We start from the raw sequence: 26,613 nt of genomic DNA on the forward strand, positions 1-26,613 counted from the left end.
TTCGGTCCTAGACGTACTCGAACCACTCGTCGTACTCGTCGGTGCGGCGCTCGACGACCTCGAAGAACTTCGACTGGATCTCCTCGGTGATCGGGCCGCGAGAGCCGTTGCCGATGACGACGTTGTCGACCTTCCGAATGGGAGTCACCTCGGCGGCGGAGCCGGTGAAGAACAGTTCGTCGGCCGTGTTGAGTTCGCCGCGGGAGATCGAGACGTTGTCGTGGACGGTGTAGCCGAGGTCCTCGGCGAGCGTGATCACGGTGTCACGGGTGATCCCGTCGAGGATGGACTCCGAGAGCCCGGGGGTGTAGAGTTCGCCGTCACGCACGAGAAAGATGTTCTCGCCGGGGCCTTCCGCGACGTCGCCTTCCTTGTTGAGCACGATCGCCTCCGCGTAGCCGTTGCGGCGGGCTTCCTCGCCGGCGAGCATGCTGTTGACGTAGAGGCCGGTGGTCTTGGCGTTCGTCGGGATCTGGCTCGAGGCGTGTTTCCGCCACGAGGAGACCATCACCTCGATCCCGTTCTCCAGGGCGTCCTCGCCGAGGTAGGCGCCCCACGGCCAGACGGCGATCGCCGTCCTGGTGGGACAGTCCTTCGGACTCACGCCCAGCGAGTTGTAGCCGTAGAACGCCAGCGGGCGGATGTAACAGGAGGGCAGTTCCTGGCGCTGGATGAGTTCGATCGTCGCCTCGGTAAGCTCTGCTTTCGAGAAGTCGATGTCCATCTCGTACGGTTTGGCGGACTGGAAGAGCCGATCGAGGTGTTCCTCCCAGCGGAAGATCGCGGGGCCCTGCTCGGTGTCGTAACACCGCGCGCCCTCGAAGACGCCCGTTCCGTAGTGGAGTCCGTGGGTGAGCACGTGAATCTGTGCCTCGTCCCAGTCGACGAACTCCCCGTCCATCCAGATCGTGTCGACGTCCATCTCGTCGAATCCCATGCTCGGAAGTGTTGCAAGCCACCGTACTAAGTGTTCGCGATTCGGGGGCCGGACGGCCGACCGACCGATCAGAGCGATCGCGCTGCGCGTCCGATCGACACGGCAGGGTCGGTCGCTCCGGTGGGGTCAGTCGGCCTCGGTGGCTCGGTCGGCCTCCGGCGCGTTCTCGAGGAGGCCGTCGACGAGCCGGCTGAACCGATCGACCAGCCGATCGGGAACGGTCGGCGCGACCTCCGAGAGCAACGGGGCGGTCCGACCGGGATTCGCGAGGCGGAGACTGACGCGGTTGCGATCGTCGTAGCGTTTCTCGACGACGTCGTGTTCGACGAGTCGGTCGAGGTGGTACTCGAGCGTGCTCCGGGCGATGTCGAGGTCGTCGGCGACGGTCGCGGGATCGACCGGTTCGTGTTCGACGAGGTAGACGACGATCTCGCGGGCGGTTTCGCGCCGGAACAGCGCGAGTGCGGCGCGTTCCCACGGGTCGTAACTCGGCGGGTAGTAGTGGGTCTGCCCGTAGAACTCGTTGCGGACGAGTTCGTCCGCGTCGAGCAGTCGACGGATGTGGTACTGGACCTGTCCGGGTGCGAACTCCGACCTGCGGACGAGTTCGTTGAAGTGGACGCCGGCGTTCGCGTGGATGCGATCGCGTATCTGTCGTCGCGTCTCGCTCATGTGGATCCGTCCCGGTAGCTCGACTAGGGACTACTCCTATCTAGAAGTGAGGCCCGCATAAGGGGGGTCGATCGTTCCCGACGGCTGAGAATCGTCGGGCGTCGGCCGGGCGGGGTCGATCCGGATTCTCGCGATGGGAGTCGGGGCCGACCGAAGCACATACGGTTCTGTTCGACCCAGCTAGCGTAGCGGACATGGACTACACGAGCCCGTTCGACGTCCCGTGGCTGGATCCACAGCTGGCGCCCGTCCTCATCGTCGTCATCGTCCTCGCCGTCGTCGGGACGACGGTGCTCTTTTTCTCCGGCGTCGTCGCGTACCGGCGGCGACGATCGACCCGGTACCTGCTGATCACGATCGTCCTCGGGCTGCTCGTCGGTCGCTCCGTGGTCGGCCTCGGGACGGTGTTCGGGCTGGTTCCGATGACCGTCCACCACCTCGTCGAGCACGGCTGTGACTTCACGATCGCCGTGCTGGTCCTCTACGCGGTCTACCGAAGCGGGCCAGGGACCGATCGCGTTCCGGTGAGCGGTGACGAGTAGGCCCGAGAGAGGCGGGCGAGGCGGACGGGTCCGCCGGCGCCTGCTCAGCCGAGTCGAGTCGTGATCTCGCTTCCCTCGAGGTAGGCGAAGCCGTGACGATCCGCGTAGGCACGGGCGTCGGCGGGCGAGAGGGCCTCGCCGGTCTCGTCGTCGAGCATCTCGCAGACGACGACGGCGCTGGGGAGGTCGGCGGCGTCGGCGAGCGCGATCCCGAGTTCGGTGTGGCCTTCCCGCTGGGCGAGCAGGTCGGGGGCGGCTTTCAGCAGGTGGACGTGGCCGGGAACGCGGAACTGGTCGGCGAAGTCGACGCGCTCGGGAGTTGCGGCGGCCGCGCCGAGCGCCTGGATCGTCGTCGATCGATCGGTGTCGGTGATCCCGGTGTAGGTGTCGCGGTGGTTGACGGTCAGCGAGAACGAGGAGCGTTCGTCGTAGCCGAGGTCGTGGTCGCCGGCGGCGGGATGGTCGACCTCCTCGGTGTAGAAGGGAAGGTCGAACGCCTCCGCGACGTCGTGACCGAGCGCGACGCAGACCAGCCCGCCGGCGTCGTTGCGCAGGCGGGCGACGGCGTCGGCCGTGACCGCGTCGGCGTGGTAGATGAGATCCGTCTCGCCCTCGCGATCGGCCGCGTCGTGGACCAGTATGGGGTCACCGGACCGGAGCGCGTCGAGTGCACGATCGAACGCGTCGCGATCGGCGCTCGTCGCGGCGTCGCCCGGGCCAGCGTCCGAGCGGGGGCCGGCGTGATGGCTCGTCATTGGCGATCACCCACCGAGACGGTGACGTGGTCGCCGTCCTCGAGGCCGAGTTCCTCGCGGAGTTTGTCGGGCGCGATGACCTCGAGCTGGTCGTCGTCGTGGTGGGTCCGTTCGGGGGCGATGACGTGCGCCCGGTCGTAGCTATCGCCGTCGGCCGTTTCGATCGTCGCGGGGTGACAGACCGCCGGGCCGTAGGTTCGCTCGTCGTCCTCCCAGCCGTCGATCGGGACCGGCTCGAGCGAGGTGACGGCGCTTCGGCGTCGGACGCTGTCGTCCCGGAGATCGACGTTCAGGGTGCCAGGGAACGGTTCGTAGCCCAGTCGCTCCTCGAACTGGCGGCTGTACCCCGGCAGCGAGATGTAGTGGCGGCCCTCGCCCATCCCGCTGGTGACGGTGCCGTCGAGTTCGACTTCGGCGTCGGACTCGAAGATCCGGCGGTAGTCCTCGTACTCCGCGTGGAGGGTCCGCTCGCCGACATCGGTGATCGCGACCCACTGGCCGTCGCTGACCGTGTCGCGCTCGAGCAGGTCAGCGCTCTCGAGTCGCTGGAGTCGACGCGAGGCGGTCTGGTTCGACGCGTCGAGCCGATCGGCGAGGTGAGAACAGGAAATCTTGACGTCGCCCTCGAGACCGCCCTCGAGTGCGAGCAGTTTCAGCACCGCGAGTTCGTCGTGACCGACGGCGGACTCGGTCGTCAGTGACATGGTCGAGAGTTGGGGGCCCCACACTAAAAGCATGCCGAATGTGGTATGCATGCCAAAACCGGGATGCGGTTCACGACGGTTTACCGCGTGTTTCGGGGTCCCGGCGTGGACGCAAAAAGCCACCGATCCATGTGGGTCTCCCCGATCGTTCTCGCCCGTACGGGTCCCTGTCCGCCCGATCGACCGAACGGCCGCGTCGACGCTGATCGGCTGGTCCGCGAATAGATCTGCGAGCATCTCCGTGAGCGGACCGGTGTCGAAACGCGATCGGTGCGCAGTCGATGGGCGATCAGTCGTCCGTCACCGGATCGCGCGCCCAGAACTCGCTGTCTTTTTTCAGTTTGGGGACCCAGGTATCGCCCGTCTTCGAGAGAAGCGCGACGCGCGAGGCGGGGACCTCCTTGAGTTCGGTGAACTCCGGCATGTGCTCTCGGACGCCTTCGGCGAACTCGACGACCGTCTCGTGGTCGGGCATCGACGATCGATCGAGTCGCCCTCGGGAGTGGCCGACGTGCATGTAGGCCTTGAGTTCGATGAAGTCGGGGTCGGCCTGCTGGTAGAACCCGGCGTACCAGTCGGGGTGGTGCATGTTCTCGCCCTCGACGAGCGTGGTCCGGAGGACGGTCCGGGTCTCGTCCTTGTCGGCGAGGACGGCCATCGTCTCGAGGAGGTTCTCCCAGGCGTCGTCCTCCATCGCGCCGACGACCTCGTCGAACGTGTGGCGCTCGGGGGCGTCGACGCTGACGTACAGCTGGGTTGGATCGCACTCCCGGAGCACCTCGGGCCGGGTGCCGTTCGACACGAGGAACGTGGTGATATCCCGATCGTGGAACGCCTCGATGAGTTCGGGCAGGTAGGGGTACAGCGACGGTTCGCCGTCGAGGCTGATGGCGACGTGGCGGGGTTCCATCGCCTGCTCGAAGACCTCGCGGGGGACCTCGTCGTTCCCGCCGAAGCCCGACAGGAGCTTCTTCTGGAGGTCGATCGAGGCGTCGACGACGGCCTCGGGGTCGTCCCACTCGATGTCGTCCATCTCGTACGCGTGGCCCTGGTGGTCGCGCCAGCAGAAGACGCAGCGCTCGTTGCACTTGACCACGGGCGTCATCTGGATACAGCGGTGGGACTCGATCCCGTACCAGATGTTCTTGTAGCACTTCCCCTCGCCGCGCAAGGCGTTCGCCGTCCAGCCGCAGGTCTGGGCAGCTGTGTGATTCTCGCTGTGGTAGTTCGGGCTAGAGACCTGTGCCGGTCCGCCGGTATCGCCGCCGGTTCCGGCGTCGGCACTCGCTCCGTCGCCCCCGGGATTCGCGGAGTCGCTCATGTTGGCGGTCGTTGGACGGGCGTGATGAAAAGGCGTGTGGTGTGTGCGGTTCGAGCGAACGAATCACTTCTGGTGAGGAAGCTGCCCCGGTTCCGGCGGGTCGTCATCCTCCGTCGCGACCTCCCGCTCGAAGGTGTACAGCACCGGACCCGTATTGGCGGTGAGGATGACGCCGGTCATTGGCGCGTCCGGGACGAACAGGTACAGCCCGAACCCGATCGCGACAGAGCCCGCCGCGATAGCTGCCCACAGCCGGGGCCGTCCCATCTCGACCCGCGTCGCGTCCCGGTAGACGTACGCGAAGACGCCGATCGTCGCCGCGAGGCCGAGAAGTACGATCGCGGGTGACGTTACCGGTCCCATACGTCCCGCTTCGGGTGCCAGCGCAAAAGCGTTCCGCGTGCGGACTCTCGATGACGCGACTACGTCCGTCTGAGAACGACGTGAATCGAGTGGGACTCGTCCATCGCACGCAGCTCGTCGAACGAGTCCCACGGGAGCTGGACCTCGTACCACATCGGGCCCTCGAGATCCGTCACGGCAACGATTTCGAGGTCTGATTCCGCCAGCGTGTCCAGCAACTGTTCGAACGTCTCGTCGTCCAATCGTGATCGATGGAGTTCGAAGAAAATCACCAGCGGCTGGTCCGACTCGAGTACGGCAGGCATTCCCCGGAAGACCTGTGCTTCGTACCCCTCGACGTCCATCCGGACGACGTTGATCGACTCCGGTTGGACGTCCTGTTCGTCGAGAAGTGCCGAGATCGTCTTCTGCGGGACGTCTATCTGGCGTTCGATCGGGTGGGTCCGGTCGAAGGCGTCCTCGTCGACGTGTGATTTGTTACTCAACGGCAAAATATTGAACGTGACTGTACTGTTGCTGTCCCCCACAGCCACGCGTTCGACGTCGATTCGGTCGCCGTAGCCGTTGTACTCGATCGACTTCGACAGGAGGTCGACGTTTCTCGGATCGGGTTCGAACGCGAGTATCCGACCGCGGTCACCGAGAACGTGTGCCTCCAGCAGCGCGTAGTACCCGATGTTGGCCCCGATTTCCAGCACGGTCACGGTCGAGTCGACTCGCTCTTTGAGCCGTTCGAGTTCCGACTCGAAGATACTGGCCGACAGTTCTTCGCGGCCACCGTACATGAGCAACTCCTGTGAGATACCGGCCATCGACGGATCGAGAACCATGTCGCTGCCGTTGATTTCGCGCACCACGAGTTCGGTGTCGCCCCTCCAGGAGAGATACTCCGTGTACGCGTTCCAGTCGAGGAGTCCACCCGTGAGGCCGCCGAGCAGTGGCCCCACTTCCCCGCGACGGAGCCAGCGCTCGACCTTGCGCCGATTGGTTTCGATCCAGGGCTTGACGTCCGATGGATCACTGACGGCCCGGTTCACCTTCGCGATGATATCCGCCATGAATACGGTATCGACGCCGGATCGTTTGAAGATATTTCACCTTACGTGGTTAGTCATCGATTCGTGTCAGTACTAGACTTCTAGACGATGTCGACAGCGCGCCCCGGTGGCGCGATTTCGCGACCCGATAACGCAGATCGCGCCTCGCTGGAGCGGTCTCGTCATCGAACACTCCTCATAGAAGCTACTATTTCGATCCGCGAACCCGATCGAGCACCGCCAGCGTGCCGTCGGCGTGGGGCTCGGCGAGCACCTCGTCGGCCGCCGATTTCGCGGCCTCGTCGGCGTTCGCGACCGCGAAACTCCGCCCGACGCGTTCGAACGTCGAGACGTCGTTCACCGAGTCGCCGATCGCCACGCACTCGGAGAGATCGATCCCGACGCGATCGGCGATCGTCTCGACGCCGTCGCCCTTGTTCGGGCTGGCGTCTTTCACGTGGTAGGCGTAGCCGGTGTCGACCACCTCGAGACCGTGGGCGGCGGCGATCTCGCGCAGGGGGCCGATCGGCTGCTCCAGATTGACGGCGACCTCGGTTTCGCGCCACCGGTTGACGGTGTCTTCCGGCCCCCAGCCGGGTGAGTAGCCCTGCGCGCGGTACTCCTCGACGACGGCCTGGGCCGCCTCGCGATCGGCGGTGAAGAAGACGTCGTCGCCGGTGTAGACGACGCCGCCGTTCTCGGCGACGACGAGTTCGGGCACGCCGACGAAGTGACAGAGCGCGACGGGATAGGGGAACGCCTTCCCCGTGGCGATCACGACGGGCGCGTCCCACTCGCGGATCGGATCGAAGACGCGGGGATCGATCCCCCACCGATCGGGGCGCGTGAGCGTCCCGTCGATGTCGAGCACGAGCGGCGGATCAGTTGCCATACCCGGAGGTGGGAAGTGTGGAACCTAAAAAAGTCGGATGCGAACGCGTCGGTCGCGTTACAGCGTCGGGACCCAGACCGCATCGGGGAAGACGCCCGCGAAGTACAGGATCGCGATCAGGAAGGTCCCGAAGACGATCGCGGCTGCCGGCGGGTCCCAGTGGGTGTCGCCGTGGGCGTAGAAGACCCGCTGGAACACTTCGCCGAACAGCGCACAGATCACGCCGAAGACGCCGCCGACGATGAGGGCGGTCGGCTCACCAACACCGGCGAGTACGGCACCGCCCTCCGCGCTGACGGCGAGTGCGGCCGTCGAAGCCGGCAGCGTCATGTGGTGCGTTACCGGAATCTGTTCGACGCCGCAGTTGAGGAACAGCAGCGTCGCGGCGCTGATCCCGAAGGCGAGGAACGGACTGCCGGTTACGAGAGCGGTGTAGGCGCCGAGTAGCCCGGCCGCGAGGCCGATCGTCGCGACGTGGCCCCACCTGTACTGGTGCGGGAGCCACGGTTCGACCGCGAAGCGACCGGTCTGGGCGGCAGCTGCGGCGGGCTGTGTTTCGCCCCCGTCGGTCATCGCTTCGCCACCGTCAGCCGCGGCGCGGCGCTCCTCGCGCTCGAACGGCCCCATGTCGAGGATGCCCGAGCCGCGGACCTTGCCGATGATGCTGTAGCCGAGGATCAGCCGGTGGAACAGCGCCGAGAGGACGACGCCCATCGCGATCGGATCGTACGGCATCGCCAGTTCCGCCGACGCGGTCTGGAGCCAGTAGCCGAGGATCCCGAACGCGCCGCCGACGGCGAGCACGTCGGGCTTGGTCCCGAGCGCGAAGGCGATGTTCTTCGCCTCGTGGTAGTCGAAGTCGGTATCCATGTAGCCCTGCCGTGCGGCGTAGGCGGTCGCGGCGACACCGCCGGCGAAGGAGATGGCCGGCGAGAACGGCGGGCCGAAGGCGACGCTACCCGTGATCGCGTCGGCCCCTTCGACGCCGGTGATCGCCGCGGCTTCGCCGGCGATCACCGCGAAGCCGGTGAAGATGAACGCCGGGAGCGGTCCGAGGGCCGCGCCGAACGCGCCGCCGCCGAAGGCGGCGATGATCTCCGCGAGGTCGAGTAACGCGTCGATCATTCCCCTCCACCGTCCCGTGCCCAGTCACGCGATCGGTCGATCGCGTCGCTCCAGCGGCTGTACTTCTTGTCGGCCTCGCTCCGGTCCATCTCGGGGTCGAACTCGGCGTCGACCTGCCAGTTGTCGCGCAGGCTGTCCACGTCGCCCCAGTAGCCGACGGCCAGCCCGGCCGCGTACGCGGAGCCGAGCGCCGTCGTCTCGTCGACGACGGGGCGGACGATGTCCGACCCGATGATGTCGGACTGGAGCTGACAGAGGTAGTTGTTCTTGACGGCACCGCCGTCGACCTTCAGGCTCGTCATCTCGATGCCGGAGTCGGCCTCCATGGCCTCGGCGACGTCGCGAGTCTGGTAAGCGATCGACTCCAGGGTCGCGCGGACGATGTGCTCCTTGCGGGTGCCGCGGGTCATCCCGACGATGGTGCCGCGTGCGCGCTGATCCCAGTGGGGCGCACCGAGCCCCGTGAAGGCGGGGACGACGTAGACGCCGTCCGTCGAGTCGACGCTGCGGGCGAGTTCCGCCGTCTCCGCGGGATCGTCGATCAGCGTCATGTCTTCGAGCCACTCGATCGCCGCGCCGGTGATGAAGATCGAGCCCTCAAGGGCGTACTGGACGTCCTCGCCGGACTTCTGGAAGCCGATCGTCGTCAGGAGGCCGTGGTCGCTCTCGACGGCCTCGTTGCCGGTGTTCATCAGGAAGAACGACCCGGTACCGTAGGTGTTCTTCGCGTCGCCGGCGTCGAAACAGGTCTGGCCGAACAGGGCCGCCTGCTGGTCTCCGAGCGCGCCCGCGACGGGCACCTCGGCCTCGAGGAATCCCTCGGGATCGGTGGTCCCGTAGGTGTCGTCGTCGCTGGACGGCCGGACCTCGGGTAGCATCTCCGCGGGCACCGAGAACTCCTCGAGGAGGTCGTCGTCCCACTCGAGGTCGTGGATGTTGTACAGCATCGTGCGCGAGGCGTTCGTGACCTCGGTGATGTGGTTGCCCGTGAGGTTGTAGATGAGCCAGGTGTCGATCGTGCCGAACAGGACCTCGCCCTTCTCCGCGCGGTCGCGGATGTCTTCCGGCCGCGATCGCTCGAGTTTGATCGGGTCGGCGTTGTCAAGGAGCCACTCGGCCTTGGTCGCCGAGAAGTACGCGTCGGCCTCCAGGCCGGTCTTCTCCCGGATCGACCCGACCATGCCGTCCGCCTCGAGTTGCTCGACCCGGTCCGTGGTTCGACGGTCCTGCCAGACGATGGCGTTGTGGACCGGTTTGCCGGAGTCAGCGTCCCACAGGAGCGTGGTTTCGCGCTGGTTCGTCACGCCCAGCGCCTCGAGCTGGTCGGGGCTGATGCCGGCCTGCCCGAGCGCCTGCGTGATGACGTCTTTCGTGTTCTCCCAGATCTCCATCGGGTCGTGTTCGACCCAGCCGGGTTCCGGGTAGATCTGTTCGTGTTTCTCGTACGCGTTGGCGACGACCTGGCCCGCGTGGTCGAAAACGATAAACCGTGTACCGGTCGTCCCCTGGTCTACTGCGCCGACGTATGTATTGTCAGTCACTTCTGGTCACCCTCGTGAATTCCCACGCGACGTCTTTACTATCGGTCGCGTGCTACTGATAAACAGTAGCGACGATCATTATAAATGTTACCGAACCTCTAGCACAGGATTTATAATATTAGTTATAGTTTGTAAGTGTATTCGGGCGCTACGAGCGCATTCAGTATCGATCAGCAAAACTGCACCGGGTCGTGTGACCGATCCTGAATTACCGACGTTACGGACTGACTGCAATGGTTGCAGTTCGTTATGGGCGTTGGGCAAGCGCCGATAAAATAAAGATGGAGGGCTCCTAGGTGGGAGTGAAGGGATGGCACACGACACCGAGGTCCTCGTTCTCGGCGGCGGTTCCACGGGCTGTGGCATCGCCAGGGATCTGGCGATGCGCGGCCTCGAGGTAACGCTCGTCGAGCGGGGCAATCTGACAGGCGGCACGACTGGCCGGATGCACGGCCTTCTCCACAGCGGGGGACGGTACGCCGTCTCGGATCAGGCAAGCGCGAAAGAGTGTATCGAAGAAAACGAGGTCCTGCGGGAGATCGCCGGCCACTGCGTCGAGATGACCGGCGGCCTGTTCGTCCAGCGACCGGAGGACCCCGACGACTACTTCCGGGAGAAACTCGAGGGGTGTCGCGAGTGTAACATTCCCGCCCGGGTCCTCTCGGGACGGGAGGCCCGCGAGGTCGAACCCTACCTCGCGAAGGACGTCCAGCGCGCGATCGAGGTCCCCGACGGCGCGGTCGACCCGTTTCGCCTGTGCGTGGCGAACGCGATCGACGCCGAGGCCCACGGCGCGCGGATCGAGACCCACGCCGAAGTGATCGACCTGCTTCGCGACGGCGACGACATCTACGGCGTGACAGTGCGCCACGATTCCGGGCCGGGAAAGCGAAACCACGCGGCACCCGGCACGACCGAGGAGATAACCGCCGATTACGTCGTCAACGCGACGGGTGCGTGGGCGGGCCAGATCGGCGCGATGGCGAACATCGACGTCGAGGTCCGGCCCTCCAAGGGCGTCATGACGATCATGAACGTCCGGCAGGTCGACACCGTGATCAACCGCTGTCGGCCGAAAGGCGACGCCGACATCGTCGTCCCTCACGAGACCACGGCCATCCTCGGGACGACCGACGAGGAGGTGGACGATCCCGACGACTACCCCGAGGAGCGGTGGGAGGTCGACCAGATGATCGACACCCTCTCGGAACTCGTCCCGATCCTGCAGGAGGCGCGGACGATCCGCTCGTTCTGGGGCGTCCGGCCGCTGTACGAACCGCCGGGAACCGGCACGGAGGACCCGACGGACATCACGCGGGACTTCTTCCTGCTCGATCACGACGAGCGCGACGGCGTCGCGGGCATGTCCAGCATCGTCGGCGGGAAGTTCACTACATATCGAATGATGGCCGAACAGATCTCCGACCACGTCTGCGAGAGACTCGGCGTTACCGCGACGTGTGCCACCGCCGAGGAACCCCTCCCCGGGAGCGAGGACCTCTCGATCCTCGAGGAGGGGATGGACGACTTCGGCCTCCGATCGCCGATCGCCCGCCGGAGCAAGCAGCGCCTGGGAAGCCGCGCGGCGGACGTGCTCGACACCGACGCGGCGAACCCGGTGATCTGCCAGTGTGAGGGCGTTACGCGCGCGGAGATCCAGGACGCGATCGACCAGTCCGGCTCCGACCTGAACGCGGTCCGGATCCGGACGCGCGCCTCGATGGGGAACTGCCAGGGCGGCTTCTGCTGTCAGAACATGGCCAACGAACTCCACCCCGAGTACGACGAACCGACGGTCCGGGACGCGCTGGACGAACTCTTCCAGGAACGCTGGAAGGGCGAGCGCCACGCCCTCTGGGGCGAACAGCTCTCCCAGGCGATGCTCAACTACGCCCTCCACGCGACGACCATGAACCGCGACAACGACCCCGCCAGCGCGGACGGGTCGATCGAGTACGACGCGTTCGACGGCGGCCGTCGGCGGGCCGAACCCCGCGCCGACGGAGGGCAGTGAGATGGCGATCGAAGACGACGTCCTCGTGATCGGCGGCGGCGTTGCGGGCGCGACGGCGGCGCTGGCCGCGGCGGAACGCGACGCCCGCGTGCGGCTGGTCACCTACAAGCAGAGCACCCTCCGCCACGCCAGCGGCCTGGTCGATATCCTCGGCTACACGCCGGACGGCGACGGGCCGCTGGTCGATCCGTTCGACGCGCTCTCCGAGCTCCCCGAGGGCCATCCCTACGAACGCGTCGGCGCGGAGACGGTTCGCGACGCGCTGTCGTTCTTCGACGACGTCGCGGGTGAGGCGTACGCCGGCGGGCACACGGACGCGAACGCGCTCGTCCCGACCCATGGCGGCACCGTCAAACCGACCGCTCGCTACCCGGTCTCGACCGCCGCCGGGCTGGCGAGCGATCCGCGAGACGCGCTACTGGTCGGGTTCGAGACGCTGCCCGACTTCGAGGCGCCGCTAGCCGCGGCCCACCTCGCGGCCGCGGGCGCGCCGTTCGAGACCCGCGGCGTGACGCTCTCGTTCCCCGGCATTCGACGGGACGACGCGAAGGTGACGCGGTACGCCCACCTGCTCGACCAGGACGAGACGGTCGAGACGGCTGCCGGGACGACCGCCCGCGAGGCGCTCGCGGACGCGGTTCGTGCACACCTCGACGGTGAGCCGCGGGTCGGTTTCCCCGCCGTCCTCGGCGACGAACACGCCGACGCGGTCCGGGCCGACCTCGCGGACGCGATCGGTGCCGACGTGTTCGAGGTGCCGATGGGGCCGCCGAGCCTCCCGGGGATGCGCCTCGAGGAACTGCTGTACGACGCGCTCGAGGACGCGGGCGTGGCGGTCACGTCGGGCGTGCCCGTGATCGACTACGAGACGAACGGGCACGGTCGGATCGACCACGTCGTCGTCGACCGCCACGGGGCGGAGATTCCCCACCGCGCCGACCAGTACGTGCTCGCGACGGGCGGACTCGTCGGCAAAGGCGTCCGATCGGAGCGCGAACGGGTGTTCGAACCGATCTTCGACTGCCACGTGGCCCACGCCGCGGACCGGTACGACTGGTTCGTCGACGACGTCTTCGGCGACCAGCCCTACGCGCAGTTCGGACTCGCCACCGATCGGGACCTCCGACCGCTCGACGCGGACGACGAACCCGAGTTCGCGAACCTCCGCGCGGCCGGCGCGGTGCTCGGCGGCTACGACTACGCCGCGGAGAAGTCCGGCGCCGGCGTGTCGCTCGCGACGGGCTACGCGGCCGGCCGGCGTGCCGGTACGGAGGGCGGTGACTGACGATGATCGAGCCGACCGTGACGACTGACGAGACGACCGACCCAATCGATCGACGACCAGCGCGACTGATTCAGGTGATTCGATGAGTGACGCAGAACAGCCGACGGACGACCACGTACCGGGCGACGACGAGTTCGAACCGATCCAGGTGTTCCCCGAGGCCGAGGAGATGGACCTGCGACCGGGGGCGGACAACTGCTACAAGTGCTCGACCTGCGACACGAACTGTCCGGTCGCCGAAGTCGACGACGAGTTCCCGGGGCCGAAGTTCCAGGGACCGGAGCAGTGGCGGCTCAAGCGCCAGGACGACCACGACATCGACGACTCGGTGATGAAGTGTTCGAACTGCATGCGCTGTGACAGCGCCTGCCCCTCGGAGGTCCCCCTGTCGCAGATGCACAACACGGCCCGGGGCGAGTACGTCGACGAACACATGAGCACGTTCTCCCGGGAGTACCTCCGGAACCGGATGCTCGCGAACTACCGGAAACTCGCGCCGCTGGCCGCGACGTTCCCGCGCACGGCCAACTTCGTGATGGGGCTGTCGGTCACCAAGTGGCTGGGCGAGAAACTGCTCGGCGTCACGAGCGAGCGGGACTTCCCCGCCTTCGCGACCGAGACCTTCCGCAGCTGGTGGACGAAGCGCGGTGGTGCCCAGGTCGAAAACCCCGACAAGCGCATCGCCTACTTCCACGGCTGTTACTCGAACTACAACACCCCCGAGGTCGCGAAGGCGCTCGTGCGCGTCTACGAGCACTTCGGCTACGAGATCATGGTCCCCGAACAGTCCTGTTCCGGGACGCCGATGTTCGCGAACGGGATGCTAGACGACGCTCGCCGCGCGGCCGAGACGAACGTCCGCGAACTCGGGGCCGCGATCGCGGACGGCGCCGACGTCGTCGCCTCCTGTAGCTCCTGTTCGATGTCGCTCCGCCAGGAGTATCCCGAACTGTTCGACTTCGAGGGGACCGAGACCCTCGCCGAGAACACGTGGGACGCCGTCGAGTACCTCCGCGTCCACGAGGACTTAGAGCGCGCGCTCGAGGGGACGTCCGTCGAGGACGAGAACTTCGCCTACCACGCGCCGTGTCACTCGCGCAACCAGGGACTGGACGGCCAGACGATCGAGATCATGGACCGCATCGACGGCGTCGACGCGACGGACGTCGGCGACTCCTGTTCGGGTATCTCCGGCACGTACGGCTGGAAGGCGGAGAATTACGAAACATCCATGAAAATCGGGGCGGAAATGTTCGAGCACATGGAAGACGCCGACGCAGCGACCGGCCTCACGGAGTGTCCGACCTGCTCGATGCAGATGGAACACGGAACGGGCTACGAGATCACGCACACCCTCGAAGTGCTCGAGGACGCCCTCGTCGGAGCTGGGTCGCAGGAATGAACTTGCAGGAACGGATCGCTCGCCGACGGTCTGCACACCAGGGTCGGGACGTCGTCGTCGACCGGGACCACCTCAGTCCGGTCGTCCACCGATCGCAACCGATCGGGCGCGGCCCCGTTCTCGAGCAACTGCTGGACGAACTCGAACCCGTGTTCGACGGCGACCTCCCGGAACCGGTCGCGGTCGTCGGCCCGGCGGGTGCCGGCACGTCCGCGATCGTGACCGCGCTGTTCGACGCGATGAACGACCGCCTCGGCGAATCGTCGCGCACGATCGGCACGACGACGCGGGCCGGCAGCCCCGGTCCGGTGACGTGGTTCGTCTACGCCGACGCGCGCCGCGTCGACAGTCCGTTCGCCTTCTACCGGGCCGTCCTCTCGGTCGTCTCGAGCGAGCCCGTTCCCGAGAGCGGCGTCGGCACCGACGAACTCCGCGAACGGCTCTGTGACCGACTCTCCCGACCCGATCGGCGCGCAGTCGTCGCGATCGACCACCACGACGAACCGGAGACGCTCGGCTACGATCGGGTCCGCGAACTGCTCGAACCGGCGGGCGACAGCGTCTCGACGATGGCCGTCGGCCAGACCGAACCCGACGACTGGCAGGGACCGACCGTCACGGTGCCGGCCTACCGGCACCACGAACTGGTCGACGTCGTCACCGACCGGGCCTCCACCGGACTGGCCGCGGGCGCGCTCGACCACGAATCAGTTCGTGACCTGGCCGTCTGGGCCGACGGGAACGCCCACGACGCGCTCGCGGCGCTGTTCGGGGCCGCCGTGCTCGCGAGCGAGGAGGGACGCGACCGAATCGAGTCTCACCACCTCGAGACGGCGAAAGCCGACGTCCCCGAAAACGGCGTCCACGTCGATCGGGCGCTCGCGCTCTCTGAGACCCGCCAGCGGGTCCTGCTCGATCTCGTCACCGTCGACTCGGCCGACCGGTCGATCCGCGAGGTCGCGGCCGAAATCGCCGAGCGGTCCTCGCTGACGGCGGGCACCGTCAAACGCTTCCTCTACGAACTCGCCGATCGCGGCGTGATCGAGCGTGTCCCGCTCCCCTCGAGCGGGAGCGGTCGCCGCCCCAGCACGGTCGAACCGCGATTTCCGACGATCGCGTTCCGATCGCTCGGGCCGGCCGCAGACGATTCGGCGTAGTTTTCCCGCTGGTTCCGCTGGTGAGACGACCGAGACGCGAGATTTTCCACGGCAACTCTCGCAGTCGGTGTCGTCTCGACGTTCCGACGGCCGATGCGCGGAACGCCGTTCGTTCGCTGCTCCGGTATCCGATGGAACCCGTCGACGTGACACCGCAGACCATCCTCGACGGCTACGAGATTAGCGCCGCAAAGAATCACGACGTCTACGACTGCTTTTACGTCGCCGTCGCGCGGGAGGCGGATGCCGACGTGCTTCTCGCCACCGATCGGGATTTCGAGGCGCTGTGCGCGGACGAACCGTTCGAGTACCGGAACCCCGTCCCCGACGAGATCCTCTCCGAATTCCACTCGGTCTCCGAATGACGACGGGCGGTTCTAGTACTCCAGATCGTCCGTGTACCGATCGACGACCAGCACTGCGACGGTCCCGACGAGCGCGGCAAGCACCGCGGCTCCCGGCGAATTCGCCGTCGTGTCGCCGAGGTTCGTGTAGACTTCCGTCACGGGGAGTCGGAGCGCGCCGACCATCAGGCTCACGAGGAAAGCGAGCGTCGCGGCCCGGTACCGATCGAGCGCGCGACTGACCGCGTGGGCCATCGTGAACAGGCCGATGGCGGCTCCGATACCGAAGACCACGACGATCGTCCCCGCCTCGATCACTGGCGTCAGCGATCCGCCGTTCGCCAGGCCGACGATCCCGTCGACGAACCGGCTGAGCGTCCCGATCATGTACTCGTACTGGCCGAGCACCAGTAGGAAGAACGAACCCGAGACGCCCGGCAACACCATCGCACAGATCGCGATCGCGCCGGCGAGAAGGAGTATCGGTAACCCGTGGGGTATATTGCCCGCCGTGACACCCGTCACGGCCGCCGCGATCGCGATCCCGGCGATCGAGACCGCCACTCGCGGGCCGGTCCAGGTTTCGACCTCGCCGTAGAGGACGATCGCCGACGCCGCGATCAGCCCGAAGAAGAAACCGTACGTCGGCACCGGGTACGCCGTCACCGCCTCGTGCATGAGCCGCGAGAGCACCACGATCGCCGTCGCGATGCCGAGCCCCAGCGCGAGCAAGAACGGCGCGTCGATACGTTCGATCTCCTCCCGGAGAGCCGCCCTGCCTTCCGGTTCGTGGAGACGAAGGATCGAATCGAAGCGGCGCGGATCGATCGCCGTGATCGCGGCGATCAGTCGATCGTAGATGCCGACGATGAGCGCGATGGTCGCCCCGGAGACGCCCGGGACGACGTCCGCTGAACCCATCGAGAATCCCTTGAGGTAGACGGCGAGAAGTTCCCGCATCGCTCGTTGCTATTCCGAATGCCGGTAAAAGCCTTCTCACTTTCGGACCGCGCGGCCATCGGTCGATTCGCGAGCGCTCCGGCGGCCGGAAACCGGCGGTCAGTGCGCGGGTTCGGCAGCGATCGGGGCGATCGATCCGGCCGTCTCGTTCGTCTGCGTCTCGTCGTCTCCCGTCTCGTTGCCTGCGGTCCCGTCGTCGCCGGTTTCGTTGCCGGCGTCGGTCTCGTTGCCGTCGGACTCGTTGCCCGGATCGACTTCCTCGAACTCGACGTTCTCGAGGTCGACGTCGATCGTCTCACCGTCGACGACCGCCGTCTCGGGGACCTCGGTCTGGCCCTCGTACTGCACGCCGGTCAGGTCCTGCTCGGGGTGCGGGCCGACGACGGAGAGAGAGTACGAGCCGTTCGCCTCGACGTCGCTGTTCGTGGCGCCGTCCTCGACGCCGAGTTCGTCGTCGGTCGCGTACGGGACGGTCATCTCGAAGCTGCCGTCCTCCTGGACCGTCGCGGTCTGCTCGTACGTGAGCGAGTCCAGTTTCGAGTTCCGATCGAGTTCGACCGTCGCCCGGACCGTCGCGTTCCCGTCCCGGAGGTGTTCGTCCTCGACGGTGCCGGTCAGCGTCGCGCCCTCGACGCGCTCGTAGGTCTTGATCGCGGCGGCCTGGCGCACGTCGAAGATCTGGAGTTCGAGCTGCGGGATCTGCTGGAGGAAGCTGTACCGTTGCTGGATCTGCTGCGGGCCACCCCGCTGGTTCATGTATATCTGGGGCTCCCACGCGGTGTCTTCCGGGGCTTCGACCTCGTCCTCACCCTGCTGCTGGACCATGCGATCGATCGCGGTTCCGAGGTCCTCAGTCAGGACGTTGCCGGTCTGGTTATTGACGATCGCGTAACTCGTGAACGCCATCACGTAATCGTCGTTCTCGTGGACGAGCCGGTAGTGTTCCATCCCGCTGGCGTCGTCGAAGTACAGCCGGGACTGCATCGTGTCGTGGTACGGCGCGTCGGTGGACGCGTTCTCGAGCGCCGACACCGGGATCTGATCGCCCTCCCCGTAGCCGTCGGGCGTCACGTAGTGGCCGCGATCGGGGCCGGTCCACTGGGTGATCGCGCTGAACTTCCCCCCGACCATCTGGTCGTCGACCATCACGTACCGGATCTCCTCGCCGCTCCCGTCGGACTCGGCGACGCTCGACTCGAGGGCTTCCTGGTCGTAGTTCTGCCAGTCGACGTCCGCGTCAGAGGCGATCGCGTCGAGGACCAGCTCCCCTTCCGCTTCGGACTCGGCGGTGAGGTACGCCGAGGAGGAGCGCGCGTTCTGCTGGAACGGGTTCGAGTGGGGGATCCGCTCGCTCTGAGTCGTTATCAGGTGGCCGTAGTCCCACCACGACATTACGCCGTAGGCCCCCTCGGGGTAGTCGTAGTCCCCGTTTTCGGGATCGTAGGTGCCGTAGTAGTCGAGTTCGTCGGCGTTCTCAGCGTCGCCGTAGTTCCCCGGCTGAGGAGTGTTCTCCTCGAGCCAGTGGTTCGACTGCTCCCAGGTCATGGCATCGCCGTGGGGTCCGGTACTGTCGCCGCGCTCGACGACCCCCGCGCTGGCGAGCGGCGGGAGCAGCGGCGCGAATAGCAAGAGGACGACCATGAACAGGATGATCACCTGGTAGGTTTCGATCTGCCGAAGGGAGTCGACGCCGCCCTGGACGTCGAGGTTGAAGATCCGCACGACGTCGGCGACGAAGACGGCGTTGACGACCGCAACCGCGAGCACGAGATAGTACGCGAAGCGGATCTGCGTCGCGGCCATGCTGAGCAGGAACAGCGACCAGACGACGATCAGGGTGTACTCCGCGCGGAACTCGCGGCCGAGGAACGGCCGCGCGACGAGGAGGGCGAGGCCGGCGAGCATCGTGTAGAAGGCCGCGCCGAACTCCTCGAACGCGTACTCCGAGAGGAAGTTCTCCGGCGGCTGAGCTTCCTGGATCGTCAGCGTTCCCCTACCCGGGTTAAGCGGGAGCAGTCGGCTCGTGAGGTTCCCGACGAGCGTACTGTAGAGGTCGGGGAGAGCGAGCCACATGACGGCGAACACCGCGACGATGATGCCAGCGATCGCGGCCGGGTAGTACCGGCGTTCAAGATTACGGGTGTTCCACTCGCGGGCGAGCCATGCCATGAAGACACAGCCGGCGGCGACGAGGAACGCGGTGAGCGGCTGGAGATAACTGAAACTCGTCGTGTTGAAGCCCGATTGTTCGATCAAGAGCGTCGTCACGATCGCCGTAACGCCGAGACTGACTGCGCCGACGAACGCGACGTGGTCCGGCGAGACGCCGCGAACGTAGTCCAGAGAGAGCTGGACGGCGAAGAAGACGCCAAAGATGCCGACGAGGACGATCGCCGCCGGCCAGACCCAGATGTACAGTGCGAGTGCGAGTCCCGCGAGGGCACTGTAGATGGCCGGCCTGCGGAGGGCGTCCCAGTCCCTGTCGGCGACCAGTTCGTAGATTGGCTTTTCTGCTTCGGCGACGCGAAGCGCGACCATCATCGCGACGACCGCGATCGCCATGAACAGGACCTCGCCGACGTGGTGGTCGAGCTGGCCGACAGTCGATCGCACGAAGAACTGGCCGGGCGCGAGCGCGAGGACGATGACGGAGACGATGCCGCCGATCGTGCCGCCGAGTCGCCGACCCGCGTAGAAGACGGGGACGGCGACGAGGGCGGCCATGGCCGGAATGGCAAGCAGGGAGACCATGTACAGGGTCTCGGGCGACGGATCGCCGAGACCGACGATCATCGCGACGGTGACGATCAGTTGATCGAAGAGCGTCCCGAACTGGCCCACATAGTTTCCAGTCGGGAAGCCGGTCCAGACCTCGTACGGCATCGTGTGCGGGTAGTTCTCCGCGGTCCACTGGATCGATCGCCAGTGATACCACGAGTCGACGCCTGCGAGGGCGGGCGTTCCGTCTTCGGTCACGAACTCGCTGTAAGATTGGGTCCGCGCCCAGAACATAAACAGCATCACAGCCCCAACGACGGGGATGTGATACCACTCTCGCCACGTCTCGAGGATGGTCGTTTTCGTCCCCTCCTCGACGCGTTCGGTGTCCGTACTCATTGCATTGCACGAGACCCAAGTCAAGAATAAGTCTTGTTATATACGCGTAGTGATTTTGACATCCGGTATCTGGGTATATCCAACTGACAGATAGTTTCAGGACTGGCTACTTGTTTGGTGGCTCACCTACCATCATTGATCGAGAATCGATCGGCGGGGTCGCGGAGACGAACAGCAACTAGATCTCAAGGGGGGATGGGATTCCAATGTCTGCAAGGACGTTCTGGAGCGTAAGTCGGAAGTGCGAACTGATGGTGAGTAACACGGCGAAGTACACGATGGCACCCGAACCGACGATGGTGACGAGCGATACTGGATCACTGATCGAAAACGCTCGAGAGAGTGCGAGGACTACTAGGAACATGACAACTCCTGCCCCGAACTGTTCAAACACCGGTCGCGGAAGTAACATTTCGTCGAACAACTGGTATGCGACGAATAAGTACGTGAGCACTCTAACCGCTTCGGCGACGATAGTTGCCGCAACAACACCTGCGAGACCGTACTCCAATCCAAGGGCGAATGCCAGCGGAAGGTTGATTATAAGCGTGAAGAGACTGATTCGGAATCGGATGTCGGGTCGGTTCATGCCGTCGACGACGCTGTCGAACGGCAGGCGGTAGGTATTGAACAGTTGGAAGACGGCAAGTCCGACGAGCGCGATCCAGCCGGGACGGTACTCGGGACCAAACACGACCACCATCAATGGTTCTGGGATCGCAAGCGCACCGAAGAAGATCGGAATGGCAAAGAGACACGTATACGAAAGGGCGTTACGCAGGTCGGCCGCGACGTTCCGATCGAGCGAATTCAGTCCGCTGGCTTTTACTGTCAGGGAGTCGCCAATGCTCGCAGCTACAAACGTTGCGGGGATGGTCAGCCGCATCGCCGGTTCGTAGTACCCGACAGCCGCGTTACTGACGATAACCCCCAGGATGAGAACATCAAGTCGCATGTAGGTGTTCTGTGTCAGAGAATTGGGAATGCTCCACCGGGCAAACCGCCAAGTGCTATCCATCGTCTCTCGAGTTGGGAAACGCGGGCGGACCTTCGCGACCGCGACTACTCCGATGGACGTCAACAGGGTTGCGGCGACGAGACCGAACATCAGACCGAGAACGTGCAGTCCTGCGACCAGTAACGCGACCTGTAACACGAGCGTGGCAATGCTCCTGATCGTGTCGGTCCAGAATGACGCTCCTGGATGCCCAATGCCGGCGTACAGGCGATTTGTGAGCGAGAACAGACCGAGCGAGCCGATGATGCTGACGAGACCAATCGCGAACACGAATGGACCGATCTGATCCTGTAGGAACGGATACCCCACACTGGTTACGACGAGCGTGAGTACCGTGAACATGACGACGGTGATGAGGCCGAGGCCGAAGAACTCTGACGGATCGGTGTTGACCTCGCTAACACGCTTTTTAACCGCTTCGCTGATCCCGCCCGGGATCTGGACGGTGAGCTTCGCGATGGCGAGCAAGAAGTAGTACTTGCCGATGCCCTCGGCGCCAAGAACCCGTGCAAACACCACGACGCCGATAAACCCAGTTGCCGCCAAGAGAAACTTGGCTCCCATCGCCACTGCGGTCTCGCGGCCGAGGCTGAGCTCAGTCGTCCGTTTTTGTCCTTTCATTCGAGATAGCCAAGATCCGCGAGGCGTTCTTCAACCACCTCGTCGCGGTCTAACTGATTGGTTTCGCTCGTGCTCCGCGTTCGGGGCGTTGGTACCTCGTCCGCGTCCAGGTAATTGATGGTCATATCGTCGGCGAACGCGGTCCGGATCACGTTGCCGTCGAACTCCGGCGAGAGCGGAACTCCAAGAGCCGCCATCACTGATGGAAGGACATCGACGATCGATACGTCATCGATTCGCTGATTCGCTGCGAATAGGGGACCGATCGCGGCGAAGATGCCCTGGTAGCGATGGTTGTAGTTGTTGGTTTCACTGGCGTAACCTCCTGTCGGCGATTCGAGCATTGTCGGGTAACAGCCGGATGCCGGTCGCGCGATCACATCCGGTGCCCACGTTCCGGGATCAGCGTACGCTTCCTCGGGGAGAAGGACATCGCGGAACAGCGGTGTCCCGTCATCGTCGGAGAGTGCAGCGAGGTCATCACGCAGTCGCCGTCGGAGTGCGTTCGGATCTTCAACCGTGGGGTGGTCAAACCGATCGTCGTTGACGTACACGCAGCCGTACCGGAGCTGCCATGCCTCGGAGTTCGAGTAATCGATGTTCGGTTGGGCCGCTTCCTGCAAGTTCTGTCCGATATCGGTCGCGATGATGTAATTGTATGCCTGTCGGATCTTTTCGTAGAGAAATGACGAACGTTTGCCAAGCGATTTGGCCACAGTGACTGCCAGCGAAGACGGTGTGATTGATGAGGCAGTCTCCCGGAGATAGCCTTCGGCTTGGAGGAAATCGTTAATGTGGACGTTAGTGTGTTTCCGCTCGAAGCCGTGATCGCTCATTAAAATCACATTGTCCGCCCGCCCCGCGAGGTCGGCAGTACACTCGTTGACGACGTTCAACAACTGCTCGTAGTACCGTCCTCGGGTTTCGTCGTCAGAGAAGTTCGAGAGGAGGTGCCCTGCCCAGTCTGGCGTCGAGAACAGAACGAACCCGAGTTGCGGGTGGTAGGTATCGAACGCTTCTGCCGCAAAGTCACGGCGCGCTTGGGTAATCTCGCAGACGTGATCAAAGTACATGTCCGGATCCTTTTTAAGGGATTTATCATGATCGAGAACGTAGTCGTCGAACGCGTCGAGATCCTGTAACTCGGTTGGAACCGCGTCATACTCGTCTTCGGCGAGCATCGCCGAAACGAGATGCGTGTTCTCGGCGGCGGGGACACGGCTGACGGATGCGGGGAGATTGATGAACATTGCGTCGTCGATGAAGTCGTATGCAGCGGCGTCAGTCGTGTTTGCTTGGAGTGGACTCGTCTCATAATCGGGCGACTGCTGGATCATGTTGGTGAGTCCATGCGATCCAGGATCTTTCCCAGTCGCGAACGATGTCCACGCCGGCAGGGTCGTCGGCGTGTCGACGCTCATCAGGTTCCCCGAGGCCCCTTCTTCAATAACGCTAGAGATGTATTCTGGTTCGATATCAAACCTCTCCAACATGTTCGTCGAGAGGCCGTCAAGACCGATAACGAGCAGATCCATTGTTAGTAGTGGAGTGAAAATCGGGGCATCAATCTGTCGGTCCAGTCACTCGAGATATCCGAGCTCTCGAAGGCGGTCCTTGACGACGTCTTCTTGCTCCTCGTCACTGGAAACTCCGCCAGTGGTAACGGCATCGGATCCGATGAACTCGTAGTTCTCGGGTTCGCGTTCGGAAGGATCGACATCAGGTGCGAAAACGTTCAGGACATCTCCGGACATTGATGCCGGTACTTGGTAGCCAAGCGCGTGAAGAACCGTCGGGGCGATGTCAGTGAGTTCGGCACCTTCGACGGAACCATCGCGGAATGAAGGTCCACGTGCGAGAAGAATCCCTTCTCGAGCGTGGCCACTGGTGTCGACCTCAAACAGCGCCTCGTCGACGTCGAACCGAGAGGAGGCGTGAACCTCCGGTGTTTCGATGACCATACAGAGATCCGGCGTGTGCGGCCCTCCCCGATCGAGTCGAATGAAACGAACCTCGAGATTCTCGCTGACAGCCGCTTCGTAAAGCGCGTCCTCGGCGTCGTCGCAAATCCGATCGATCTCGGCGGGATCGTCCGACAGGGCGTATATCATCGTCGTCTTCTGGCCAACGTCGGCTAACGCGTGCGTTTCCGACCAGTCGATTCGGCCGGTACTCAGCGCGTTATCGAGGCCGAGTGCGTCACCAGTTGGAACGCCGGTGAGTGCACTCTCTGGGACGTACTTTCGGGCTACCGTCAGCAGTCCGGTACGACCGAGTGCGTTGCTGGCCAGGTCGCGGGCAGCACCGAGTGCGGCCTTCGTCGTGTCGCCCGATTCGGTCACTGAGACGAGGCCGGCGCGTTCGAGCACGAGGTTGGCCGCGAACTTCTCGCGGACTTTCTCGAACCCGTGATCGCTGATCACGATCACGTCTTCGTCCTCGTGGTTGTCGAGAAAATCCCCGAGACGATCGTCGACGTGACGGTACACCTCGAACACCGGGTTGTCCGTCGACGCCGGCGGCACGCTGTCGGCACCCCAGTAGTGGTGGGCCACGCGATCGGTTGCCCGGATCAGCCCGACTGCCAGCTCGGGATCCTCGGATCGAATGAAGTGCTCGAACGCCTCGAAACGCTTGTCGACCAGGTCGAGACTCAGATCGACGTACGCGCGCGATCCCGGCTGTTTGTCGTTCCGGAGTTTGTAGCCGTCGACGAAATCCGTCAGTTCGTCCCACCGGTCCGGGGGATAGGCGTACTCGTCTTTGTATTCGGGAGCCGCCGCAATAATGGTGCCGTCGATGGCCTGCCACGGATACGATCCCGGGATGTTGAACACGACCGACGAGCCCCCCTGGTCGTCTACGACGTCCCACATCTTTCCGGGGACGAACTCGTCGTGGCTGAGGTCGTTCTCGCGGGTCTCGCGGTTGAAGTGGGTGAACCCGTACATGTCGAGGTCGGGGGGATCCCGTCCCGTCGCAAAGGCCGGCCAGGCCGGAACGGTGATCTCGGGGACCGTACTCTCCAGGTCGCCGTGGACGCTCTCCTCGAGCAACCGCTCGAAGGTCGGGAGGCGTCCGGACTCCACCCACGGCTCGATGAGCGAGAACGTCGCGCCGTCAAGTCCGAGAACGATCATGTGCGTCGTGATGTGGGCAACCGGCAAAAGCCGTGTGGTCCGGTCTGGTTACTCCAAATAGCCGAGATCCGAAAGTCGCTCCGCGACGGCGTCGTCTTCGGTCGCGGTCTGTTCGCGGACTCTATACTCGGGATACGATTCCGCCGTCGGTGCGTCCACCGCCGGGAGGGCGTCGCCGTCCATCCTCTCGTTGGGAGCGATACCGAGCGTCGTCAGCACGGTCGGCGCGACGTCGAACAGGTGCGCGCCTTTCAGGTCGGTATCGGTGTCGATCCCCGCACCGGTGAGCGCGACGATGCCGTTTCGTTTGTGATTGTACGGTTCGGGATCGTCGAACTGTTTGCCGACCACGGCCGACAGGGCGTGCTGGAAGTCCTTCGGTATCGTGAGTACGTCGACCGCTTCGTCTGCGTAGGGTCCGTGGATGTACTCTTCACTCCGGACGACCTCCTCGAAGACCGGCGTTCCATCCGGGGTCGTAACCTCGGACAGGAGCGCGATGAGTTCCTCGCGGGTAGACTCGTACTCGTCTTCGGGAACGACGCCGTCGGGATCCCGTTCCTCGACGTTCATCCGGACGCCGAGTTCCGACGGCGATCGCAGGTACGCTCGCGACGCCGTGAAATCAACGGCGTCGCTGGCGGCGAACACGGCGCCGATAGGTACGTGTTTGCCGACGAATTCGGCGAGTCCGACCCGCTCGAGAATGGCTTTGCCCCGCTGGTAGGTCAGACCGGCGCTGGCGGCGGCGGCGGCAAGTCGCTCGAGCACTGGCGCTCCGGAGCCACTTCCGCCGCCGCTCTCGGTCAGCTGTTCGTCCTTGATCTGGAACCACGAGGGGACGCCTTGCCCGTCCGTCGTCGTTTCGACGATGCCGGCCTCCCGGAGATACTGGTTGACCCTGAACTCGTAACCCTCGTACTCGCCCATCCCGTGATCGCTGGCGACGACGACGGTGTTGGGGTCGCAATCGTCGAGGATCGAACCGAGCTGGTCGTCGACCGCGCGGTAGATGCGCCTGACCTTCTCCCGATCGCCGGGGAAGTCGTGGAACACCGCGTCGGTCTTCTGGAACTGGACGAAGCCGAACTCGGGCGCGAACCGATCGGCGAGGTAGCGAAACGCTTCGCCGCGCATCCGCGTCAGTTCGAGGTAGTCCTCGAACTTCTCCGGGCCAGCGCGTTCGTCTGTCTCACGGTGTGCGTAGACGCGGTAGTCACCGATCGCGTCGCGAATGTCGTCGAGAATACCGTCCGGGTGACACTGTGGGTCCTCCGAGGCCAGATACCCTGGCACGATCGCGCCGTCGATCTCGGGCGGCGGACTCGTCACCGGGGCGTTGACTACGACGCTCGTCAATCCGTCGTCGTCGGCGTACTCCCAGAGAGTCCGCTGGCGGACGTCGGTCGCGTTCACGATGTCCCAGTCGTACCCGTCGAACCGCAGGAAGTCGAAGACGCCGTGTTTGCCGGGGTTCGTACCCGTGTACAGCGAGGGCCACGCGCTCGCGGTCCACGGTGGGATCTGGGACTCGAGTCGGCCTGCCGTCCCGTCCTCGACCAGCGCCTCGAGGTGGGGTAACTCGTCGTCGGCGAACAGCGGCCGGAGCACCGGGAAACAGGCGGCGTCGAGCCCGACCAAGAGGGTCTGCATATTTCGAATACGA

22 protein-coding genes are annotated in these 26,613 nt (G+C 64.8%); 6 read left to right on the plus strand and 16 right to left on the minus strand.

From position 1 onward, the window contains the following. Positions 1-7 precede the first annotated feature (7 nt). Both AC6I6X_RS00650 and AC6I6X_RS00655 read right to left on the minus strand, forming a co-directional pair. Positions 8-937, minus strand: a complete 930-nt coding sequence (locus AC6I6X_RS00650; protein ID WP_497928588.1) for a branched-chain amino acid transaminase — start codon at positions 935-937, stop codon at positions 8-10. A 126-nt stretch (positions 938-1,063) separates the two neighbouring features. Continuing rightward, positions 1,064-1,609 carry a winged helix-turn-helix transcriptional regulator gene (locus AC6I6X_RS00655; protein WP_497928589.1) on the minus strand — a complete coding sequence of 182 codons (546 nt, stop codon included), beginning with the start codon at positions 1,607-1,609 and terminating at the stop codon, positions 1,064-1,066. Between the two features lie 194 nt (positions 1,610-1,803). On the opposite strand from AC6I6X_RS00655, the gene AC6I6X_RS00660 reads away from it, so the two are divergent. Next, positions 1,804-2,151: a DUF7471 family protein gene (locus AC6I6X_RS00660; protein WP_497928590.1), complete on the plus strand. Its 348-nt coding sequence runs from the start codon at positions 1,804-1,806 to the stop codon at positions 2,149-2,151. 44 nt (positions 2,152-2,195) lie between these two features. Here AC6I6X_RS00660 and ribB read toward each other — a convergent pair whose 3' ends face one another. The 8 genes from ribB to glpK form a co-directional block, all read right to left on the minus strand. Further along, complete coding sequence (ribB, locus tag AC6I6X_RS00665; RefSeq protein ID WP_497928591.1) at positions 2,196-2,906, minus strand: 3,4-dihydroxy-2-butanone-4-phosphate synthase; 711 nt, start codon at positions 2,904-2,906, stop codon at positions 2,196-2,198. Continuing rightward, positions 2,903-3,610, minus strand: a complete 708-nt coding sequence (locus AC6I6X_RS00670) for a DUF120 domain-containing protein (protein ID WP_497928592.1) — start codon at positions 3,608-3,610, stop codon at positions 2,903-2,905. Before AC6I6X_RS00670 ends, ribB begins: the two co-directional genes overlap by 4 nt. A gap of 289 nt (positions 3,611-3,899) precedes the next feature. Further along, entirely contained in the window at positions 3,900-4,931 is a 1,032-nt protein-coding gene (twy1, locus tag AC6I6X_RS00675) for a 4-demethylwyosine synthase TYW1 (RefSeq protein WP_497928593.1), read from the minus strand. Positions 4,932-4,994: 63 nt separating this feature from the next. Next, a complete protein-coding gene (locus tag AC6I6X_RS00680) occupies positions 4,995-5,294 on the minus strand; it encodes a hypothetical protein (RefSeq protein WP_497928594.1) in 300 nt (99 codons plus the stop codon). Between the two features lie 59 nt (positions 5,295-5,353). Further along, the gene (locus AC6I6X_RS00685; RefSeq protein ID WP_497928595.1) at positions 5,354-6,352 is read right to left on the minus strand and encodes an FkbM family methyltransferase; all 999 of its coding nucleotides are present in this window, start codon (positions 6,350-6,352) and stop codon (positions 5,354-5,356) included. A 187-nt stretch (positions 6,353-6,539) separates the two neighbouring features. Beyond that, positions 6,540-7,223 carry a phosphoglycolate phosphatase gene (locus AC6I6X_RS00690; protein WP_497928596.1) on the minus strand — a complete coding sequence of 228 codons (684 nt, stop codon included), beginning with the start codon at positions 7,221-7,223 and terminating at the stop codon, positions 6,540-6,542. 57 nt (positions 7,224-7,280) lie between these two features. After that, the gene (locus AC6I6X_RS00695; RefSeq protein ID WP_497928597.1) at positions 7,281-8,348 is read right to left on the minus strand and encodes a DUF7973 family transport facilitator; all 1,068 of its coding nucleotides are present in this window, start codon (positions 8,346-8,348) and stop codon (positions 7,281-7,283) included. Next, a complete protein-coding gene (gene glpK, locus AC6I6X_RS00700; RefSeq protein ID WP_497928598.1) occupies positions 8,345-9,889 on the minus strand; it encodes a glycerol kinase GlpK in 1,545 nt (514 codons plus the stop codon). The genes AC6I6X_RS00695 and glpK overlap by 4 nt, the downstream gene beginning before the upstream one ends. 310 nt (positions 9,890-10,199) lie before the next feature. Between glpK and glpA the strand changes: the two genes are divergently transcribed. From glpA to AC6I6X_RS00725, 5 genes are all read left to right on the plus strand, one after another. After that, entirely contained in the window at positions 10,200-11,903 is a 1,704-nt protein-coding gene (gene glpA, locus AC6I6X_RS00705; RefSeq protein ID WP_497928599.1) for an anaerobic glycerol-3-phosphate dehydrogenase subunit GlpA, read from the plus strand. 1 nt (position 11,904) lies between these two features. Continuing rightward, a complete protein-coding gene (gene glpB, locus AC6I6X_RS00710) occupies positions 11,905-13,188 on the plus strand; it encodes a glycerol-3-phosphate dehydrogenase subunit GlpB (protein ID WP_497928600.1) in 1,284 nt (427 codons plus the stop codon). A gap of 82 nt (positions 13,189-13,270) precedes the next feature. Next, positions 13,271-14,590, plus strand: a complete 1,320-nt coding sequence (locus AC6I6X_RS00715) for an anaerobic glycerol-3-phosphate dehydrogenase subunit C (RefSeq protein ID WP_497928601.1) — start codon at positions 13,271-13,273, stop codon at positions 14,588-14,590. Further along, positions 14,587-15,747, plus strand: coding sequence for a Cdc6/Cdc18 family protein (locus tag AC6I6X_RS00720; protein ID WP_497928602.1), 1,161 nt, complete (start codon positions 14,587-14,589; stop codon positions 15,745-15,747). The genes AC6I6X_RS00715 and AC6I6X_RS00720 overlap by 4 nt, the downstream gene beginning before the upstream one ends. Positions 15,748-15,767: 20 nt before the next feature. Next, entirely contained in the window at positions 15,768-16,112 is a 345-nt protein-coding gene (locus tag AC6I6X_RS00725; RefSeq protein ID WP_497928603.1) for a type II toxin-antitoxin system VapC family toxin, read from the plus strand. A 12-nt stretch (positions 16,113-16,124) separates the two neighbouring features. Here AC6I6X_RS00725 and AC6I6X_RS00730 read toward each other — a convergent pair whose 3' ends face one another. The 6 genes from AC6I6X_RS00730 to AC6I6X_RS00755 all read right to left on the minus strand — a co-directional run bounded on the left by AC6I6X_RS00730 (position 16,125) and on the right by AC6I6X_RS00755 (position 26,600). After that, entirely contained in the window at positions 16,125-17,051 is a 927-nt protein-coding gene (locus AC6I6X_RS00730; protein ID WP_497928604.1) for a DUF368 domain-containing protein, read from the minus strand. A gap of 99 nt (positions 17,052-17,150) precedes the next feature. Next, positions 17,151-20,168, minus strand: a complete 3,018-nt coding sequence (locus AC6I6X_RS00735; protein ID WP_497928605.1) for an oligosaccharyl transferase, archaeosortase A system-associated — start codon at positions 20,166-20,168, stop codon at positions 17,151-17,153. A 178-nt stretch (positions 20,169-20,346) separates the two neighbouring features. Then, positions 20,347-21,807: an oligosaccharide flippase family protein gene (locus AC6I6X_RS00740; RefSeq protein WP_497928606.1), complete on the minus strand. Its 1,461-nt coding sequence runs from the start codon at positions 21,805-21,807 to the stop codon at positions 20,347-20,349. Continuing rightward, complete coding sequence (locus tag AC6I6X_RS00745) at positions 21,804-23,342, minus strand: alkaline phosphatase family protein (RefSeq protein WP_497928607.1); 1,539 nt, start codon at positions 23,340-23,342, stop codon at positions 21,804-21,806. The genes AC6I6X_RS00740 and AC6I6X_RS00745 overlap by 4 nt, the downstream gene beginning before the upstream one ends. A 45-nt stretch (positions 23,343-23,387) precedes the next feature. Continuing rightward, the gene (locus tag AC6I6X_RS00750) at positions 23,388-24,947 is read right to left on the minus strand and encodes an alkaline phosphatase family protein (protein WP_497928608.1); all 1,560 of its coding nucleotides are present in this window, start codon (positions 24,945-24,947) and stop codon (positions 23,388-23,390) included. A gap of 48 nt (positions 24,948-24,995) precedes the next feature. Next, a complete protein-coding gene (locus tag AC6I6X_RS00755) occupies positions 24,996-26,600 on the minus strand; it encodes an alkaline phosphatase family protein (RefSeq protein WP_497928609.1) in 1,605 nt (534 codons plus the stop codon). Positions 26,601-26,613: the final 13 nt, after the last annotated feature.

Source organism: Halosolutus sp. YCN4 (genome assembly GCF_059736495.1).

What these genes read in the sequence shown, in the direction of transcription:
- AC6I6X_RS00650 (WP_497928588.1), bottom strand. Translation starts at nt 937, where the DNA reads ATGGGATTCGACGAGATGGACGTCGACACGATCTGGATGGACGGGGAG.
- AC6I6X_RS00655 (WP_497928589.1), bottom strand. Translation starts at nt 1,609, where the DNA reads ATGAGCGAGACGCGACGACAGATACGCGATCGCATCCACGCGAACGCC.
- AC6I6X_RS00660 (WP_497928590.1), top strand. Translation starts at nt 1,804, where the DNA reads ATGGACTACACGAGCCCGTTCGACGTCCCGTGGCTGGATCCACAGCTG.
- ribB (WP_497928591.1), bottom strand. Translation starts at nt 2,906, where the DNA reads ATGACGAGCCATCACGCCGGCCCCCGCTCGGACGCTGGCCCGGGCGAC.
- AC6I6X_RS00670 (WP_497928592.1), bottom strand. Translation starts at nt 3,610, where the DNA reads ATGTCACTGACGACCGAGTCCGCCGTCGGTCACGACGAACTCGCGGTG.
- twy1 (WP_497928593.1), bottom strand. Translation starts at nt 4,931, where the DNA reads ATGAGCGACTCCGCGAATCCCGGGGGCGACGGAGCGAGTGCCGACGCC.
- AC6I6X_RS00680 (WP_497928594.1), bottom strand. Translation starts at nt 5,294, where the DNA reads ATGGGACCGGTAACGTCACCCGCGATCGTACTTCTCGGCCTCGCGGCG.
- AC6I6X_RS00685 (WP_497928595.1), bottom strand. Translation starts at nt 6,352, where the DNA reads ATGGCGGATATCATCGCGAAGGTGAACCGGGCCGTCAGTGATCCATCG.
- AC6I6X_RS00690 (WP_497928596.1), bottom strand. Translation starts at nt 7,223, where the DNA reads ATGGCAACTGATCCGCCGCTCGTGCTCGACATCGACGGGACGCTCACG.
- AC6I6X_RS00695 (WP_497928597.1), bottom strand. Translation starts at nt 8,348, where the DNA reads ATGATCGACGCGTTACTCGACCTCGCGGAGATCATCGCCGCCTTCGGC.
- glpA (WP_497928599.1), top strand. Translation starts at nt 10,200, where the DNA reads ATGGCACACGACACCGAGGTCCTCGTTCTCGGCGGCGGTTCCACGGGC.
- glpB (WP_497928600.1), top strand. Translation starts at nt 11,905, where the DNA reads ATGGCGATCGAAGACGACGTCCTCGTGATCGGCGGCGGCGTTGCGGGC.
- AC6I6X_RS00715 (WP_497928601.1), top strand. Translation starts at nt 13,271, where the DNA reads ATGAGTGACGCAGAACAGCCGACGGACGACCACGTACCGGGCGACGAC.
- AC6I6X_RS00720 (WP_497928602.1), top strand. Translation starts at nt 14,587, where the DNA reads ATGAACTTGCAGGAACGGATCGCTCGCCGACGGTCTGCACACCAGGGT.
- AC6I6X_RS00730 (WP_497928604.1), bottom strand. Translation starts at nt 17,051, where the DNA reads ATGCGGGAACTTCTCGCCGTCTACCTCAAGGGATTCTCGATGGGTTCA.
- AC6I6X_RS00735 (WP_497928605.1), bottom strand. Translation starts at nt 20,168, where the DNA reads ATGAGTACGGACACCGAACGCGTCGAGGAGGGGACGAAAACGACCATC.
- AC6I6X_RS00740 (WP_497928606.1), bottom strand. Translation starts at nt 21,807, where the DNA reads ATGAAAGGACAAAAACGGACGACTGAGCTCAGCCTCGGCCGCGAGACC.
- AC6I6X_RS00745 (WP_497928607.1), bottom strand. Translation starts at nt 23,342, where the DNA reads ATGGATCTGCTCGTTATCGGTCTTGACGGCCTCTCGACGAACATGTTG.
- AC6I6X_RS00750 (WP_497928608.1), bottom strand. Translation starts at nt 24,947, where the DNA reads ATGATCGTTCTCGGACTTGACGGCGCGACGTTCTCGCTCATCGAGCCG.
- AC6I6X_RS00755 (WP_497928609.1), bottom strand. Translation starts at nt 26,600, where the DNA reads ATGCAGACCCTCTTGGTCGGGCTCGACGCCGCCTGTTTCCCGGTGCTC.